17 protein-coding genes and 1 pseudogene are annotated in these 16,933 nt (G+C 57.9%); all 18 read left to right on the top strand.

Annotated features, from left to right (window positions below; all coding sequences use genetic code 11):
• A partial coding sequence (locus GFC01_RS03725; protein WP_194174794.1) for a Ger(x)C family spore germination C-terminal domain-containing protein occupies positions 1-489 on the top strand: 489 nt, incomplete at its 5' end.
• Between the two features lie 127 nt (positions 490-616).
• A complete protein-coding gene (locus GFC01_RS03720; RefSeq protein WP_341473737.1) occupies positions 617-847 on the top strand; it encodes a hypothetical protein in 231 nt (76 codons plus the stop codon).
• Between the two features lie 152 nt (positions 848-999).
• Positions 1,000-1,971: pseudogene (locus GFC01_RS03715) on the top strand (GerAB/ArcD/ProY family transporter); the annotation flags it as partial.
• A 109-nt stretch (positions 1,972-2,080) separates the two neighbouring features.
• Positions 2,081-2,338: a DUF4321 domain-containing protein gene (locus GFC01_RS03710; protein ID WP_152945303.1), complete on the top strand. Its 258-nt coding sequence runs from the start codon at positions 2,081-2,083 to the stop codon at positions 2,336-2,338.
• 18 nt (positions 2,339-2,356) lie between these two features.
• Positions 2,357-2,965, top strand: coding sequence for a Maf family protein (locus tag GFC01_RS03705; protein ID WP_152945288.1), 609 nt, complete (start codon positions 2,357-2,359; stop codon positions 2,963-2,965).
• 66 nt (positions 2,966-3,031) lie between these two features.
• Positions 3,032-3,691, top strand: coding sequence for a RadC family protein (gene radC / locus GFC01_RS03700; RefSeq protein ID WP_243137207.1), 660 nt, complete (start codon positions 3,032-3,034; stop codon positions 3,689-3,691).
• A gap of 21 nt (positions 3,692-3,712) precedes the next feature.
• Positions 3,713-4,744: a rod shape-determining protein gene (locus GFC01_RS03695; RefSeq protein WP_152945286.1), complete on the top strand. Its 1,032-nt coding sequence runs from the start codon at positions 3,713-3,715 to the stop codon at positions 4,742-4,744.
• 197 nt (positions 4,745-4,941) lie between these two features.
• A complete protein-coding gene (gene mreC / locus GFC01_RS03690; protein ID WP_152945285.1) occupies positions 4,942-5,772 on the top strand; it encodes a rod shape-determining protein MreC in 831 nt (276 codons plus the stop codon).
• A 79-nt stretch (positions 5,773-5,851) separates the two neighbouring features.
• Complete coding sequence (gene mreD, locus GFC01_RS03685) at positions 5,852-6,352, top strand: rod shape-determining protein MreD (RefSeq protein ID WP_152945284.1); 501 nt, start codon at positions 5,852-5,854, stop codon at positions 6,350-6,352.
• A 20-nt stretch (positions 6,353-6,372) separates the two neighbouring features.
• Positions 6,373-8,724, top strand: a complete 2,352-nt coding sequence (mrdA, locus tag GFC01_RS03680) for a penicillin-binding protein 2 (protein ID WP_341473735.1) — start codon at positions 6,373-6,375, stop codon at positions 8,722-8,724.
• A 185-nt stretch (positions 8,725-8,909) separates the two neighbouring features.
• On the top strand, positions 8,910-9,320 hold the full coding sequence (gene minC, locus GFC01_RS03675) for a septum site-determining protein MinC (protein ID WP_423244362.1): 411 nt from the start codon (positions 8,910-8,912) through the stop codon (positions 9,318-9,320).
• A gap of 58 nt (positions 9,321-9,378) precedes the next feature.
• Positions 9,379-10,170, top strand: coding sequence for a septum site-determining protein MinD (gene minD, locus GFC01_RS03670; protein ID WP_152945283.1), 792 nt, complete (start codon positions 9,379-9,381; stop codon positions 10,168-10,170).
• Positions 10,171-10,192: 22 nt separating this feature from the next.
• Positions 10,193-10,480 carry a cell division topological specificity factor MinE gene (gene minE, locus GFC01_RS03665; protein WP_152945301.1) on the top strand — a complete coding sequence of 96 codons (288 nt, stop codon included), beginning with the start codon at positions 10,193-10,195 and terminating at the stop codon, positions 10,478-10,480.
• Positions 10,481-10,788: 308 nt separating this feature from the next.
• Complete coding sequence (gene rodA, locus GFC01_RS03660; protein WP_152945282.1) at positions 10,789-12,117, top strand: rod shape-determining protein RodA; 1,329 nt, start codon at positions 10,789-10,791, stop codon at positions 12,115-12,117.
• A gap of 278 nt (positions 12,118-12,395) precedes the next feature.
• On the top strand, positions 12,396-13,154 hold the full coding sequence (locus GFC01_RS03655) for a M23 family metallopeptidase (protein WP_194174792.1): 759 nt from the start codon (positions 12,396-12,398) through the stop codon (positions 13,152-13,154).
• A 12-nt stretch (positions 13,155-13,166) separates the two neighbouring features.
• Positions 13,167-14,048, top strand: a complete 882-nt coding sequence (locus GFC01_RS03650; protein ID WP_152945280.1) for a M50 family metallopeptidase — start codon at positions 13,167-13,169, stop codon at positions 14,046-14,048.
• Positions 14,049-14,208: 160 nt separating this feature from the next.
• Complete coding sequence (locus GFC01_RS03645; RefSeq protein ID WP_152945300.1) at positions 14,209-16,134, top strand: TIGR03960 family B12-binding radical SAM protein; 1,926 nt, start codon at positions 14,209-14,211, stop codon at positions 16,132-16,134.
• Positions 16,115-16,810, top strand: coding sequence for a TIGR03936 family radical SAM-associated protein (locus tag GFC01_RS03640; RefSeq protein WP_194174791.1), 696 nt, complete (start codon positions 16,115-16,117; stop codon positions 16,808-16,810). The genes GFC01_RS03645 and GFC01_RS03640 overlap by 20 nt, the downstream gene beginning before the upstream one ends.
• Positions 16,811-16,933 lie beyond the last annotated feature (123 nt).

The raw sequence follows: 16,933 nt of genomic DNA, 5'->3' as shown, positions 1-16,933 counted from the left end.
GATGTGCGGGGGGGGCCGGTGAAGTTCAACCTGCCCGGGGATGGCGGCCCACAGAATATTTCCGTGGAAATACTGCGGGCCGGCCGCGGGGGGGTCAGGCTGGAGCCCCGGCTGGTGGACGGGCAGTTAAGCATGAATATAAAAACCAGAGTCCGGGTGAACCTGGTGGAAGCCCAGTCTCCGGGGCTGGATTTAAACAAGCCCGAAACCATCAAGCGCCTGGAAGAACTCTTGAACGAAGCCATTAAAGAAGAAATCATGGCCGCGGTGACCCGGTTGCAGGGGGACTACCGGTCCGACGCCTTTGGTTTCGGCCAGGCGGTGCACCGCAAATATCCCCGCCTGTGGAGACAGGTGGAAGGGGAATGGGAGGATGTATTCGCCGGCATGCCCGTGTCGGTGGACGTGAAGGCCACCATCCGGCGCACCGGTTTGGTCAACAAACCCATGCAGCCCCGGAGTGGGGAAAAACTGCAGAATAGAACATGAGTTGTGGTAAGAAAAAATACTGGAAATCGGCGGATATTTGCGAGGCAATTCTTTTGCGTGCTGCAGCATGAAGTGGACGAATCGTCGGAGCCTGTTACGGGCGTCGGCAGGAAGGGAGGTGACCACAGTGAAAATCATACTGCTTATTCTGGTCTTTGCCATTATTATCGCCTGGCAGGTGCCGCCGCTGGTGAAAAAGAAAATGTGGCGGGAACTGACCGCCTTCGGGGTCCTCCTGCTCATAGGGATGTTTTACAGTTTCGGTCTGGCCCTGCAGTTGCCCCTGCCCAACCCGGCCAGGGCCGTGGAGGCCGTCTTTGCCCCCGTAACCAGATTAATGCAGCAGGTGCTTTCCTGAGGCGGATTGGGCGAACATTTTAAAAAAATGAGGGGTGATCAGCCATGTCCACGGAAAGAATCAGCCATTTGCAGCTGGGTAGTTTGGTCCTTTACCCCCTGCTCACAGAGGCGTTGTGAGGTTTATTCACTGCCACAGTTAGTGGCAGGGATGCCTGGCTGGCCGTGGTTTCGGCCATACCCCTTTCTTTTATTCCCCTGGCGTTATTGCTTAACCTGGCCCGGCGATTTCCCGGACGGGATTTATATGAATACGCCACCATTTTACTGGGAAACTACGGAGGAAAAATAATCATTGTCTTCCTGCTGGTCTATTTTACCGGGGTGAACTCTTTTTTTCTTTATGATTTTGCCTATTTGATCAACCTGTTTCTGCTGCCGGTCACTCCCACGGTGGTGATCATGTCGGTAACCCTCCTGATTGCCTCGTACATGCTCTGTCAGGGTGTGGAGTGTCTGGGGCGGGTGGCCGCGTTTTTGTTTCCCGTGGTACTGTTTTTTCTTTTGGCCGGCCTGCTGACCAATACGGGGAAAATAAATTGGGATCATTTTACTCCCGTGCTGGAACAGGGGTTTCCCCGGGTGATGCTGGGTTCCCTGATCAAAATGTCTTATCTGGGTTTAGTCATTGTGGCCGGTCTGTTGTTGCCCCTGACCGGGGGGGATTACCGGAAACAGGGAAAAACCCTGATCCGGGTGCTTTCGGGGTCGGGTATGATCTCGTTGTTGATTGCCGCTTTTACAGACGCCGTCCTTGGGGAAGAGATGGTTAAACGGGTTACCTTTAAGTTTTTCATGCTTTTCCGGCATATTACCTTCCAGGGGACCAGTCTGGAACCCTTTTTTATGTTCATGTGGGTGTCGGTATTCGTGCCGGTGATCGCCCTGTTTCAATACGCTGCGGCGCTGGGTTTGTCCAGGGTGGTGGCAACCGATAATTACCGGTATTTTATGATTCCCGTGGGATTAATTACCATAGACCTGGCCCTTTTAATGTTTGATAACCGGACGGAATTTCAATATTTTGGCACATATATATACCCTCCCCTGACTGCAGGGCTGCTGTTTGGTGTTCTGGTTTTATTATTTTTGGCCGGTTTTTTTAAAGGAAAGGTTCCCGGATAAAGTGGTGTCTTTACTTCCAGAGAAATGCCCTGTAAAGTTTATCCGAACCTTGTCATAAACAAAACAAAATGATAAACTTAAACAGAGCATTTATGGCCGGGTGATGGCGATGGTGGGCGGGTACAAACCGCAGCGCAGTTTCTGGTTGCTTTTTCTGCTTTTGCTGATCGGGGCCATGGTGGGCGACGCCCTGGGCGTCCTGTTGATCCCTGTTTTACCCATACTGAAAAACACCACTTCAGTGGGACTGGCCCCGACCACGGTGGATTTGCATTTCATCAGGATAACCTTGGGTTTTACCCTTACCCTGGGGCCGCTAACCGCCCTGGGTTTGTTGCTGGGTTATTTTTTGTACCGTAAACTTTAAATGCCGGAGGTAAAAAGTTTGATCCCTGTTTATCTGGCTTCTTCTTCCCCACGGAGGCGCGCGTTGTTGGAACAGGTGGGGCTACCCTTTACAGTTGTTGAACCCCGGGTGGAAGAGGAAATGGATGAGCAACTGCCGCCCCACCGGCTGGTGGAAAAACTGGCCCTGCGTAAAGCCAGTTCCGTGGCCCGACAGTTAACCGGGGGATTGGTGGTGGCTGCCGACACGGTGGTGGTTTTGGGTGACCGGGTGCTGGGTAAGCCCGCCGACGCCGCCGAAGCCATATCCATGTTGAGCCTCCTGGCGGGCAACGTGCACGAGGTATATACCGGCCTGGCGGTCATGGAGCCGCCTCCGGGCCGCCGGGTGGTCACCCATGAACGTACCCGGGTTCGGTTCAGACCGCTGACTGCGGAAGAGATCGTCAATTATGTAGCCACCGGTGAACCCCTGGATAAAGCGGGGGCCTACGCTGCCCAGGGACTGGGGGCGATTTTTATTGCCGGCATCGAAGGCTGCTATTTCAATGTGGTGGGCCTGCCCCTGGCCAGGCTGGCCACAGTATTGCAGGAGTTCGGGTTGAATCTTTTGCGTTTGTCCCGGGAAAATGGGGTTTTGCCGGCGTAAATATTTTTAATGCTGGAGGATTTTATAACCTTGGATACCCCTGCATACCGCGTTACCATCAAGGACATGCCCCTGGAAACCAGGCCCCGGGAACGCCTGTTGCGGGAAGGGGCCGGGGCGCTTACGGACATGGAGCTGCTGGCCATTCTTTTGCGCACCGGCACGGCCACGGCCAGCGCCATGGAGCTGGCGGCGGCCATACTGGGCCGTTTCGGCAGTTTGCGCGCCCTGGTCAGCGCCAGTGCCGAGGAGTTGAGCGACCTCAAGGGAGTGGGGCCGGCCAAGGCGGCCCTGTTGCAGGCAGCGCTGGAGATCGGCCGCCGCATTGCCGGCAGCGGCGAAGAGGTCCGCCCGGTGATTAGGAGCCCCGAGGACGCGGCCGGCCTGGTTATGGAGGAAATGCGCCACCTGGATCGGGAACATTTCCGGGCGTTATTGCTGAACACCAAAAACCAGGTTATTGCCCGGGAGGTTATTTCCATCGGCACTTTAAATTCCTCCACGGTGCATCCCCGGGAATTGTTCAAGAACGCCATCAAACGCAATGCGGCCGCCGTAATTCTAATACACAACCATCCCAGCGGGGACCCGGCCCCCAGCAGTGAAGACCTGGCGGTAACCGGGCGCCTGGTGGAGGCCGGTCGCATCATCGGCATTGAAGTTCTGGACCACCTGATCATTGGTGATAACCGGTTTGTCAGTTTCAAGGCCAAAGGACTACTATAACTTGTAGAAAGGAGAGAGAACATGCGCATCGGGCTGTTCTCTAAGGATATGGGCATTGACCTGGGCACGGCCAACTCCCTGGTTTATGTAAAGGGAAAGGGCATCGTGCTGCGGGAACCGTCGGTGGTGGCCATTCAGCGGGACAGCGGCCGGGTGCTGGCGGTTGGTGAGGAGGCCAAGCAGATGATCGGCCGCACCCCCGGTAATATTATAGCCATCCGCCCCATGAAGGACGGGGTGATTGCCGATTTTGACGTCACCCAGAGCATGATCAAGTATTTCATTAACAAGGCCCTGCGCAACCGCACTTTCCTGGTCCGTCCCCGGGTGGTGGTTTCAGTGCCTTCGGGGGTAACGGCGGTGGAAGAGCGGGCGGTACGGGAGGCCGCACTGCAGGCCGGTGCCCGGGAGGCCTACCTTATTGAGGAGCCCATGGCGGCGGCCATCGGTGCCGGTTTGCCCGTGCATGAACCTACCGGCAATATGATTGTGGATATAGGGGGCGGCACCACCGAGGTGGCGGTGATCTCCCTGGGTGGCATTGTCACCAGCCGTTCTGTGCGTATCGCCGGGGATGAGATGGACGAGGCCATCATTCAGCATGTTAAGAAAACCTACAACCTGATGATTGGTGAGCGCAGCGCCGAGGAAATCAAAATCGAAATTGGCACCGCCTATCTCCAGGAAGAGGTGGTTACCTACGACGTGCGGGGGCGGGATCTGGTTACCGGCCTGCCCAAGACAGTGCGCATTACCAGCGAGGAAGTGTATAAAGCCCTTTCGGAGCCTGTATCGGCTATTTTGGAAGCCATCAAGGCCACCCTGGAACAAACGCCGCCGGAGCTGGCTGCCGACATCATGGACCGGGGCATTGTCATGGCCGGGGGCGGTTCCCTGCTGCAGGGACTGGACAAGCTGGTCAGTGAGCAGACGGCCATGCCCGTACACCTGGCCGACGAGCCCCTGCTGGCGGTGGCCTACGGCGCCGGCCGGGTGCTGGAAAATATTGATGTGTTGCGGCGGGTATTGGTTCATCCCCGCAAGCTGGCCTGAAGTGGTCACCGGTCGTCAGACGCCGGTAGCCGGATTAAGTGGCCAGGCACCCGCCGGTATAAAGTAATTTTCGCAGTGAATGGTGTTAATCCGTGTATAATTTTACTTTGGCAACATCCGCATATCTGTGAGTGCTGGGTACCGGTGATAAACTTTTGTTCCCATGGCTAACTTCACTAAAAAAGGTGTTGGTGCCATTGGTATCCGGTCGAAAACTTTTTTTCCTGGCGGTGCTGGTTGTGCTCACCCTTTATGTGATGCGGGCCACCGCCTTCGGCCGTACCCTCACCCCGCCCCTGGAGAGCGCCTTCCGGGATCTGCTGGCCCCGTTGGAGCAGGTGAGCACGTGGTTGGGCCGGGGAGTGCGGGATGCCTTTACCTATCCCGTATCACTGATCAATACGGCCAAGCGGGAACAGGATCTTTCCCGGGAGGTGGCCCGGCTGGAGGGGGAGCTCCGGCAGGCCAATGAATACCGCCTGGAAAACGAGCGTTTGAAAAAATTGTTGGATTACCGGGATGGCCCGGCGGCCGGCGCCGGGCTGCAGGTGACTGCCGCCGCGGTGGTGGGCCGGGATCCCGGCAACTGGTTTTCCACCCTTACCTTGAATAAGGGCAGCCGTGATGGCCTCCGGGAGAACATGACCGTGCTGGCTCCCCAGGGGCTGGTGGGAAGGGTGATTGCCGTCAGTGACCACACGGCCACGGTGTTATTGATCACCGATCCCCGCAGCGGGGTCAGTGCTTTGATTCAGGACACCCGCACGCCCGGGCTGGTGGAGGGCACGGCCGGCGGGGCCGGTCTTCTCCATATGATCCACATTCCCAATGACCAGCCCGTGCAAAAGGGACAGGTGGTGGTTACTTCCGGAATGAGCAGCATTTTCGTCCGGGGCGTGCCTGTGGGGGAAATTACCGATGTGAAAAGGGATCCCACCGGTCTTTTTTTTGAGGCTGGCGTGAAGCCCTTTGTGGATTTCAACCGGTTGGAAGAAGTGCTGGTGATCACCGCGGCCGCCGGTGGTTAACGGCCGATCCGTCCATGGGGACCCGCCATTTTTCAGCTAATTATGCTGACAGCTGACGACCGGAACGGGAGGGTTTTTCTTGGGTTTTCTGCTCCTGCCGGGGCTTTTACTCCTGGCCCTGTTGCTGCAGGTGACAGTGACGGATATGATCCAGATCCGGGGAGTGGTTCCCGATCTGGTTTTCTTGCTGGTGGTTTTTTTCGCCTTTGTGCAGGGCCGCCGGGAAGGGGCTTTCTGGGGGTATGTGGCCGGTTTGCTCCAGGATCTGGTCACCGGCCATTATTTCGGGCTCAATGCCTTGAGTATGATGGCCGCCGGTTATCTGGTTGGCTGGTGTGAGGGTCGCGTGTATAAAGAAAGCAGCCTGGTGGTGACGGTGGTTGCCGGGTTGTCCTTTCTGGCCGGTCAGATGGTGCACTACCTATTGCTGGCCTTCCTGGGGGTTACCGTTCCTCCCGGCATAGCTTTTTTACGGGTGATCTTTCCGGCGGTCCTGTATAATGTCCTTCTGGCACCCATTTTTTACCGCAGATTTTACCGTATGTACGTTAAGGGCTGGTTTCGCTTCGGCCAATACTAGCCGGTGGGGAAGGATACACCGTGGAAACAAAAAGAATGGAGAAAAAGGTTCAGGTACTGTTGGGCCTGGTGGTGGCTGCCTTTGTGGTGCTGCTGGTGCGGCTGGCCTATTTGCAGCTGATAGAGGTGGATAAGTATCAGGTTATGGCCCGGCAGAACCACCTGCGCTTGATTCCCATTATGGCTCCCCGGGGAGAGATGTACGACCGTAACGGCGTGCGTATTGTGGGCAACCGGCCGGTATACACCGTTTCCCTGGCCTACCTGGGCCTGCAGGACACGGACCGGGTCATTGCCCGGCTGGCCTCCATACTGGTGGGGGAGAGGGCCTTTCAGGGAATGAGTGAGCAGGAAATTCGGCAGGAAATTCAAAAAAAGCTGGATGAACAGAAAAATGGACAGAAATTGAGTCTTTACGAACCGTTGCCGGTGGCCGAAAAAGTATCTCCCGAGACGGTCAGCCGTATTGAAGAGCAGCGGCTGGAATTGCCGGGAGTGCTCATTGACGTGCGGCCCATGCGGGATTACCCCTACGGGGACCTGCTGGTGCCCGTTCTGGGCTATGTGGGGATCATGAACCAGCAGGAACTGGACGCCCACAAGGACGAGGGGTACAACCTGGGAGACGCCTGGGGGAAGGATGGCCTGGAAAAGACCTATGAAGCCTATCTGAAGGGGGAACGGGGCGCCCGCCAGGTGGAGGTGGACGCCAGCGGCCGGCCGGTGCGGGATCTGGGTTTGAAAGAGCCGGTGCCCGGGGACAATCTGGTTCTGTCGGTGGATGCCCGCCTGCAGCGGGTGGCCCAGGACGCTCTGGCCAGAAGGCTGGCCGAATTGCGCCGGGAAGGTTACGGCCAGGCCAGGGCTGGCGCCGCCGTGGTCCTGGATGTAAACACCGGTGAAATACTGGCCATGGCCAGCCAGCCCACCTACGACCCCACCATTTTTGTCCGGGATCTCACCCGCAAGGAATGGAACGACGCCTGGGCGCAAATCAGCCGGGATCAGTCCCTGCTCAACCGGGCACTGTCGCCTTATCCCCCCGGTTCCACCTTTAAAATGGTGGTTTCCGCCGCGGCGCTGGAAAGCGGCAAGGTTACCCCGGCCTTTTCCATTATGGATTACGGCCGCTATAAGTACAAAACCGACTGGAAACCCGGCGGCCACGGGCGGGTGGATCTGGTGCGGGCCCTGAAGGTTTCCTGCGACACTTATTTTTGGACCGTGGGGGAAATGCTGGGTCCCGAATTGATCGGCCAGTATGCCCGGGAATTCGGCCTGGGCGAAAAAACGGGGGTGGACCTGCCCGGGGAACGGGCCGGCATTGTGCCCGGACCGGAGCAAAAAAGCAAGCTCTGGAAGCAGTACCTGGATGATGTACAAAAAGAGATGGACGCCATCCGGCAGGAGTACGGGCAGCGGCTGGCGGCGGCCGGCGAAGGGGAAAAGGCGGCCCTGCAGAAGGAGATGGACAGCCGCCTGGCCCCCCTGCAGGATAGGTATAGCAAGATCGAATGGGAATTGAAATGGCGGGATTATGATACCATGGACATGTCCATCGGTCAGGGCAACAACTATTACACCCCCCTGCAGCTGGCCAATTATGTGGCGGCCATCGCCAACGGGGGCATCCTTTACCAGCCCCATCTGGTGAAAAAAATAGTGGCCCCCGACGGTCAAACGGTACAGGAATTTTCACCCCGGGAAATCCGCCGGGTGAAGGTTTCCCCCCAGACCCTGGCCGTCATCCGCCAGGGCATGTACCAGGTGAGCCTGCCCCCCGACGGTACGGCTTCCTCCATTTTTGCCGGGGCCACTTACACAGTGGCGGGCAAAACCGGGACCGCTGAAGTACAGGGTCACGACAACCACGCTGTTTTTGTGGCCTTTGCCCCCTATGAAAAGCCGGAGGTGGCCGTAGCCGTGGTGGTGGAATACGGCGGTCACGGAGGGGTGGCGGCCGGTATGGTTGCCCGGCAGATCCTGGATGCCTATTTCAGCATGAAAGATGCTCCCCCCACCGCCGGCCTGCCCGGTGGTGAGGCGCAGGCACAGTCGCCCTCCGGGGGGCAGCCGCAGCCCGCTGCGCCGCAACAGGGGCCGTCCCGGCCGGCAACGGGTGTGCAACAGCGGGGAGCAACCAATCCAAACCGGCAACCTTCCCCTGCCCCGGGGCAGGGCGATGCCGGCCCGGGCGGCGGAAACAGTAAACCTCCAGCCGGCGGGCAGAATAATGCCGGCCGGGATACGGGCGGTAGTGTGGTTCCCGGACAGGGCCAGGGTAATCCTCCCCCGGGTAATGCACCGGAGGGGACCACCGGCCCTCCGGGCACCGGGAACACACCCGGCGGTAACACCGGAACGAATAATTAGTTATGGATGCCCTAAAACCCTGTGGCCGAATAAATGCACGCCTTTCCGAGCGAGCGATGTTACGGACATTTACATTTTATCCAAAAAACGTGGAAAAGCGGGCTGATAAGCCCTTTTTTTTCTTTTATACTAGCAGGATTTGGTTTAACCTTATCGAATCTAAATAACGGCGGGAGGAATGTGCCGTGGTCAGGGACACAAAAAGGGACATTAACCAGCGACGGTTACTTTTACCTTTGGATAGCCATGGCCTGATCGACGATAATACTGTTTTAATCCGGAGAACATTGCGTTCCGGTCAAAGGGTACATTACGACGGTAATATTGTCATCCTGGGCGATGTCAATCCCGGAGCAGAAGTGGTGGCTTCCGGCAATATAATCGTCATGGGCGCCGTGCGGGGGGTGGTGCACGCCGGGGCAGACGGGGACGAAGAGGCCATGGTGCTGGCCTTTCGCCTGGAGCCGACCCAGCTGCGCATTGCCGGCCACATTACCCGTCCCCCGGACGGTCAAAACCCGGAACCCGACCAACCGGAAGTGGCCCGCATTAAAAATGGCGTGGTCACCATCGAGGCCTTTCAAACCAGCGGGTAAACACCGGGATGCTCATTTTAATGTCCACTGGTGAAATACAAAGGGGGCATTGACTGATATGTCTGAGGTAATTGTCATAACTTCCGGTAAGGGAGGCGTGGGTAAAACCACCACCACGGCCAACCTGGGCGCCGGCCTGGCGGCCCTGGGGCACCGGGTGGTCATGGTGGATGCGGATATCGGCCTTCGAAACCTGGACGTGGTTCTGGGGCTGGAAAACCGCATCGTTTACGATATCACCGATGTGACCGGGGGGCACTGCCGCCTGCGGCAGGCATTAATCAAAGATAAACGTTTTGAGAGTCTGTTCCTGCTGCCTGCCGCCCAGACCAAAGATAAAACGGCGGTCAGCCCGGAGCAGATGCGTGAGCTCTGCACGGAGCTCAGGGAAGAATTTGAGTACATTTTTATCGATTGCCCGGCGGGGATTGAACAGGGTTTTCGCAATGCCATCGCGGGAGCGGACCGGGCCATTGTGGTTACCACGCCGGAGGTTTCGGCGGTGCGGGATGCCGACCGGGTCATCGGGCTGCTGGAAGCGGCGGAATTAAGGGAACCGAAACTGATCGTCAACCGCCTGCGACAGCGCATGGTGCGGCACGGGGATATGATGAGCATCGAAGACATCATCGATATCCTGGCCGTAGACCTTCTGGGAGTGATCCCCGAGGACGACATGGTGATCATCAGCACCAACCGGGGAGAGCCGGTGGTGCAGGACGAGCGCTCCCGTTCCGGGCAGGCCTACCGCAATATTGTCCGACGGATCAAGGGGGAACCGGTACCCATGATGAATCTGGAGGAAGGGGGACTGGTGTCCCGCCTGCGCCGGATAATCGGGTGGCATTAAACGGGGAAGGGGGGGTATGGCCTTGCTGGACTTTTTAAGCCGCATGTTCGGGCGGGAATCCAACGGCAGCAAAAATGTGGCCAAGGAGAGGTTACGCCTGGTGCTGGTGCACGACCGGGCCAGTGTATCGCCCCAGCTATTGGAAACATTGAAATCGGAATTGATCTGCGTTATTTCCAAATATATGGATATTGATGAAGAAGCTCTGGAAGTCACCCTGGACAACAACGAAACCCAGGTGGCCCTGGTGGCCAGCATCCCGGTCAAAGGGATGAAGCGGGTCAGTAAAAGCCTGTTGTCCGGCGTCTGACAAACAGGGGGCGGGCTGCATTTTCCGGGACGGGCACAGGCTGTTTCTCCGTATTATCAAAATAACTTACCACATCTTTCCGGGATGTGGTATTTATTTCGCCCTTCACCTATCACCAGCTTATGGTTTTTTAGCGGGGGCTTTTTTTGTTTCCGGGGGTGGTATATAATTAAACCTGTGCAGTTTGTAGAAAGCAGCCGGTTGGCGTCGTCCGCCGTGGTCGTTTGCTCTGGACAACGCGGCACCTGCCGATGGTAGCGGTTTAACTAAATACTTGCTTCCAAGAAAACAAAAAGCGGTGATCATCTTTGGTGTATAAGCGGTTTTACCGTAGCCTGGATCATACCCTCCTGCTGGCGGCCGGGGCCATTATTCTTTTCAGTCTGGTGGTGATCGGCAGCGCCAAACTGACTTTTACCGATGAATCATTCAGCCAGTTGAAAGATTTGCCCCTGTTTTTGCGTCTTCTGCACCTGGATTACAGCTATGTGATCAGGCAACTGGCGTGGGTCATAATGGGCCTGGGGGCCATGGGGGTAATGATGTATATTCCCTATGAGGATTTGTGCAAACAGAGCCGGAGCCTGTATGTTTTAAACCTGATCATACTGGTGTCGGTGATGTTTTTTGGTGAAGAGAGGCTGGGGGCGCAGCGGTGGATTTCCCTGGGGCCCCTTTCCTTCCAGCCGTCCGAGTTCTCCAAGCTGTTGTTGATCATCACCCTGGCCGGCTTTTTAGCTGCCCGGGAGGGCCGGTTAACCCGCCTCAGGGATCTGTTCCCCTGTTTTATTTATGTGGGCGTACCCGCCCTGCTGGTACTCAAACAGCCGGACCTGGGGACTTCCCTGGTTTTCGTGGCCATCATGTTCGGGATGCTTTTTCTGGCCGGTGCCAGACCTTCCATTCTTTTGGCCCTGCTGGGCACAGGCATGGCCTTGATGGTGACTTTGTTTGCCGTGCACATGTATATTCATGATGCCGACGTAAACCTGGAAAAACAGCTGCTGGCCCTGGAACGGCAGAAAAAGGCCGCTGTGGCGGTCCGCGACAAACAGCAGCTGGAACAGAAATACGAGCAGGTGGCCCGGGAGTACCGTCAGGCCCATGCCCGGCACGAGAACTTTCACCGGCATACTTTGAAGGAATACCAGATTGACCGGCTGACCGTTTTCCGGGACCCCCAGAGCGATTTGCTGGGGGCCGGTTACCATGTGTGGCAATCCCTGATCGCCATCGGTTCCGGAGGCCTGCTGGGGAAGGGCTTGCTGGGGGGTACCCAGAGCCACCTGACCTTTTTACCCGAACGCCATACCGACTTTATCTTTTCCGTGGTGGGTGAGGAGTTCGGTTTTCTGGGAGCCCTGGTACTGCTGGGTCTTTTTATGATTCTTTTGTACCGGGGAATTAAAATTATCTCCCAGGCCAGGGATAATCTGGGTATGCTGCTGGCCGGGGGAGTGGTTACCATGTTTGCCTTCCATGTATTCGTCAATATTGGCATGACGGCAGGGATCATGCCGGTGGTGGGCATCCCCCTCCCCCTGTTCAGCTACGGGGGTAGCAATATGATCATGAATCTGGCCTCCCTGGGTTTATTGTTGAATGTTTATATGCGGCGCAATAAAATCCTGTTTTAACAAACCATCCCCCTGGACAAAAATACAAAGGAGGGAATTCATTTTCGCGGGAGGTAAAAGCCTGTGGCCAGTGGTGGTTTGGTTTGTCAGACAACCACGAAGAGCATTAACCGGTGCGGTTCGGTTTCCATTAACCCCACCGTGGTGGATCCAGAGATCTGCTGCCGGGTGTAATCCCTGAACCACCGGTTGATGCCGGCCGGCGGTTTGGCTCAGCAGGGCTTGTCATATTCATGCCTCCTGTCCAATATATATCTAGTGACAGGGGGGATGAGCCTTTGCTGTGGGGTAAACCGCGGAAAAAATATCCTCTTTACCAGCGGGGTGGAGAAGACTGGTATTCCCGTTATCCGGAATACCGGATCATCCGGTCGCCGGCCGGGCGCCGGAGCTGGTTGTGGCGTTTGATGATGGCCCTGGCCATTTTTACGGTGCTGGTTATGGTCCGGGAGGCTCCCTATCCGGCCGGGGAACAGGTGAGGGAAAATTTGCGCTATATATTGACCACCGAATGGGATTTTCAGCCGGCAGTACAAAAAGTGGTCCGGCTGGCCCTGCAAATGGTCAATGTGGACCATCCCTTCCCCGGTGGTGACATTCCACCGGACACCAGGCCGGTGGTGGCGCCCCCGGTGCCGGTGGATATGCAGATTCCCCTCTCGGGCAAGGTGGTGCGGGGTTTCGGCTGGTCCGTGGATCCCCTGGATAACCTGGAGCGCTTTCACGGCGGTATTGACATTGCCGCCCCCGCCGGCACCCCGGTGCAGGCGGCCCGCGGGGGACGGGTGGTGAAGGTGGCCGGTGACCCGGTTCTGGGCTCCTATGTGCTGCTGGATCACGGGGAAGGTTGTTACACCCTTTACGGCGGGCTGGACCGCATTCAGGTGACCGGGGGACAGCAGGTGGCGTCCGGACAGGTGCTGGGCCGGGTGGGGAACAAAGGGGACATACCCGGAGGCGGCCTGCACTTTGAGATGCGGGAGAAGGATAAGTTGATCGACCCCTTGAGCAGATTGCCGGGTCTTGGCGGTCGTTGAGGTGGCCGGATCATGCGTTTGGGGCGGATAATGGGTGTGGATTTGCACCTGAATTACTTTTTTCTGGCCCTTTTAGGCCTTTTCTTTGTGGCCGGGGTGCTGGGGAAGGGATTGGTGGCCTTTGCGGTGGTCCTGCTGCACGAGTTTGCCCATGCGGCCTGTGCCCGGCGCCTGGGTGTGCCCGTGGGGGAAGTGGAACTGCTCCCCTTCGGGGGGGTTACCCGCATGGGGCAGGAACTGGTCCTGGACCCGGTAAAGGAAATCTATGTGGCCGCCGCCGGACCGGTGAGCAATATGGTCATGGTTCTGGCCGGGCTGGCCATGAAAAACTACGGCCTGTGGCACCACGAACTGGGCCCCTTTTTTCTGCAATGCAACCTGCTGATAGCAGCCTTTAACCTGCTGCCGGCCCTGCCTCTGGACGGAGGACGGGTCTACCGGGCGGTAAAAGCCGGGCAAATGGGCATCCGGGAGGCCACCTGCCGGGCGGCCGGCCTGGGACAGGCCTGGGGCGCCCTGGTGGTTCTCCTGGGTTCCCTGGGGCTGGTGCTGGGTTTTGCCGGCCTGGATGTACTGGTAACGGGCCTCTTCCTGTTTTACGCCGCCACCCGGGAGCGGGGCATGGCCCCGTATCTTTTCATGCAGCACCTGGCCGGCAAAAAGGGGGAAATTTTAAGTGCCGGTGTGCTCCGGGCCGAATCCCTGGTGGCCCTGGAGGACGTGCCCCTGGGGAAGATCACTGAAAATTTTTTACCCCGCAAGTTTCACCTGATACTGGTTCTGGACCGGCAGTGGCAGTATAAAGGGATGCTTACGGAAGCACAGGTCATCGACGGTCTTTTAACCCACGGCGTGGATTTGCCCGTAGGCCGGCTGCCGTCGAAACCGCTTTAGGCAATGGAACAGAGCTGTCCGCCCACCGGTTGGCGGAACCGGTGCTTCAACAACTAAACGGCGTTTAAGATAGGTTTGTCATTTTTTCAAACAGTAGATAAAATATACTAAGGAATATTTTACCGGGCAATAATAAGAGCAGGAGGATTTATTTTTTATGATGGGCCAGCTGGAAAAAATTTTAAGCCGGGTGGAAAAGCCGGCCCGCTATGTGGGCGGGGAATGGAACGTTACGTGCAAGGATTGGCATAAAGCAGCAGTAAAAGTGGTCTTTGCCTTTCCCGATGTTTACGAAGTGGGCATGTCCCACCTGGGCCTGCAAATCCTCTATCATGTGGTCAATCAAAGGGAAGACGCCCTGATGGAACGTACCTTCGCCCCATGGGTGGACATGGAAGAACAGATGCGCCGCCATGGCCTTCCCCTTTTTACCCTGGAGTCCCACCGGCCGGTGGCGGAGTTTGATATACTGGCCTTTACCCTGCAGTATGAAATGAGTTTTACCAATATTATAAATATGCTGGACCTGGCCGGTTTGCCGCTGCGCACAAAGCAGCGGGGGCCGGAGCACCCCCTGGTCATTGCCGGCGGTCCCTGTGCCTTTAACCCGGAACCCCTGGCGGATTTTATCGACCTCTTTGTGATCGGCGAAGGAGAAGAAGTTTTCCACGAGTTGCTGGAGCTTTATCTGAAACTGGGGGGAAAGAGGGCGGACCGGCAGGAAACCCTCCACCGGGCGGCTGCCATTCCGGGGGTTTATGTGCCCTCCCTTTATGCCGTGGCCTACCGGGAGGACGGTTTAATCCGGGAGATCCGCCCCCTGGAGGAGGGGGTGCCGGCGAAGGTGACCAGAAGGGTGCTGCGCAACCTGGACGGGGCTCCCTTCCCGGTGCGCCCCCTGGTGCCCTCCCTGGGGGTGGTGCACGACCGGGGGATGCTGGAAGTGCAGCGGGGCTGTACCCGGGGCTGCCGCTTCTGCCAGGCCGGGATCATCTACCGGCCGGTGCGGGAAAAAAGTCCCGCCACATTACTGCGCCAGGCCGGGCAGATCATCAAAAACACCGGTTATGATGAGGTTTCCCTGGTTTCCCTGAGCACGGCGGACTACTCCCGGGTGGAGGAACTGGTGCGCTCCCTGCTGGATGAATTTGCCGGCAAGGGTGTGAGTATTTCCCTGCCCTCCTTACGGGTGGACGCCTTTTCCGTGGATCTGGCCCGGGAGGTGCAGCGGGTGCGCCGGGCCACCCTGACCTTTGCCCCCGAGGCCGGCACCCAGCGCCTGCGGGATGTGATCAACAAGGGGGTTACTGCAGAGGATCTGATGAATGCCGTTACGGCGGCTTTTCACGCCGGCTGGCAGGCCGTGAAGCTTTACTTTATGATCGGGCTGCCCACGGAAAGGGATGAGGATCTGGACGGTATTGCCGGCCTGGCCCGGCAGGTGCTGGAGCGGGGCAAAGAAGCCGGGGTGCCCCGGGGCAGGCTGAAGGTAACTGTGAGCGCTTCTTCCTTTGTGCCCAAGTCCCACACCGCCTTTCAGTGGGAGCCCCAGGTGGAATTGGGTGAGCTCAAGCGCCGGCAGCAGTACCTGCGGAGTAAGTTGAAGGAGCGGGGGCTGGTTTTCCACTGGCACGATCCGGAAGTGAGTTTTCTGGAGGCCGTTCTGGCCCGGGGGGACCGCCGCCTGGGTGCTGTCCTGGCGGAGGCCTGGCGGCTGGGCTGCCGCTTTGACGGCTGGTCCGAATGTTTTGATTTTCAGCGCTGGCAGGAGGCCTTCCGGCGGGCGGGGCTGGATCCGTACTGGTACGCCGGCCGGCGTTATAATTATAACGACGTGCTGCCCTGGGAGCATATAGACGCCGGGGTGAGCAAACTGTTTTTGATCCATGAGCATAAAAAGGCCATGGAAGGGAAACCCACACCCGACTGCCGCACCGGCCGTTGTCCCGGCTGCGGCCTTTGCCCCACCCTGGAGGTGGAGCCCGAGATCCGGGAGGCGGGAAACGCCTGCCCGCATCCAACGGCTAACGACAACGACCAGGACCATTACAGGAGGTCTCCATATAGTGCCCCGTTACCGGATTGAATTCAAAAAAGACGGCCCCGCCCGTTATATCTCCCACCTGGATCTGGTGCGCACCCTGGAACGGGTGATGCGCCGGGCCGGCCTGCCCCTGGTCTTTTCCAGGGGGTTCAACCCCCACCCCCGCTTCAGCCTGGGGGCACCCCTGCCCGTGGGTGTGCGGGGGGAGAGGGAATACCTGGACCTGGAACTGGCCGGGGATCTGCCGGCCGTGGAGGTGCAACGGCGCCTGGCGGACAAGCTGCCCCCCGGTCTGGCCGTCACCGGAGTATGGCCGGTCCCTCCCGGTGCGCCGGCACTGATGGCCACCCTGCAGGGGGCTACGTACCGGGTGACAGCGCCCCTGGCGGGGGATCTCCCGGCACGGGATCTACAACACCTGCTGCAGGAATTCCTGGCTGCTCCGGAAATAATAGTTTGCCGGAAGACAAAGGATGGGGGCGAAAAAAACATTGACATCCGTCCGGGCATCCATGCCCTTTCCGGCCGGGTGGAAGATGAAAGGGTGGTGCTGGAAATGGACCTGCAGGCGGGCAGCCGGGGCAACGTGCGTCCGGAAGAGGTGGTCCGGGCGCTGGCGGAAAGGGGGGGCCTCCCGGTTCTGGTCGAAGAAATGGATATTACCCGCACCGGTTTATACCCGGTGGAAATGGGCCGGGACGGCCGGCGGGTTATGTAAAGTTGTTTATAACGAAACTTGAAAGCCAAAGGTTCATCCTATTAATGCCTTATATGGTTATTGTCCGGCCCTGAGAACACTGTATATCAATGTAACATTGGAGAACTGTTGGCTGTCCGGAAC

It is taken from the genome of Desulfofundulus thermobenzoicus, assembly GCF_009428905.1.
Classification (GTDB): domain Bacteria; phylum Bacillota; class Desulfotomaculia; order Desulfotomaculales; family Desulfovirgulaceae; genus Desulfofundulus_A; species Desulfofundulus_A thermobenzoicus.
The sequence above is the reverse complement of the archived record's forward strand: the minus strand, read 5'-3'. Positions and strand labels throughout refer to the sequence as shown.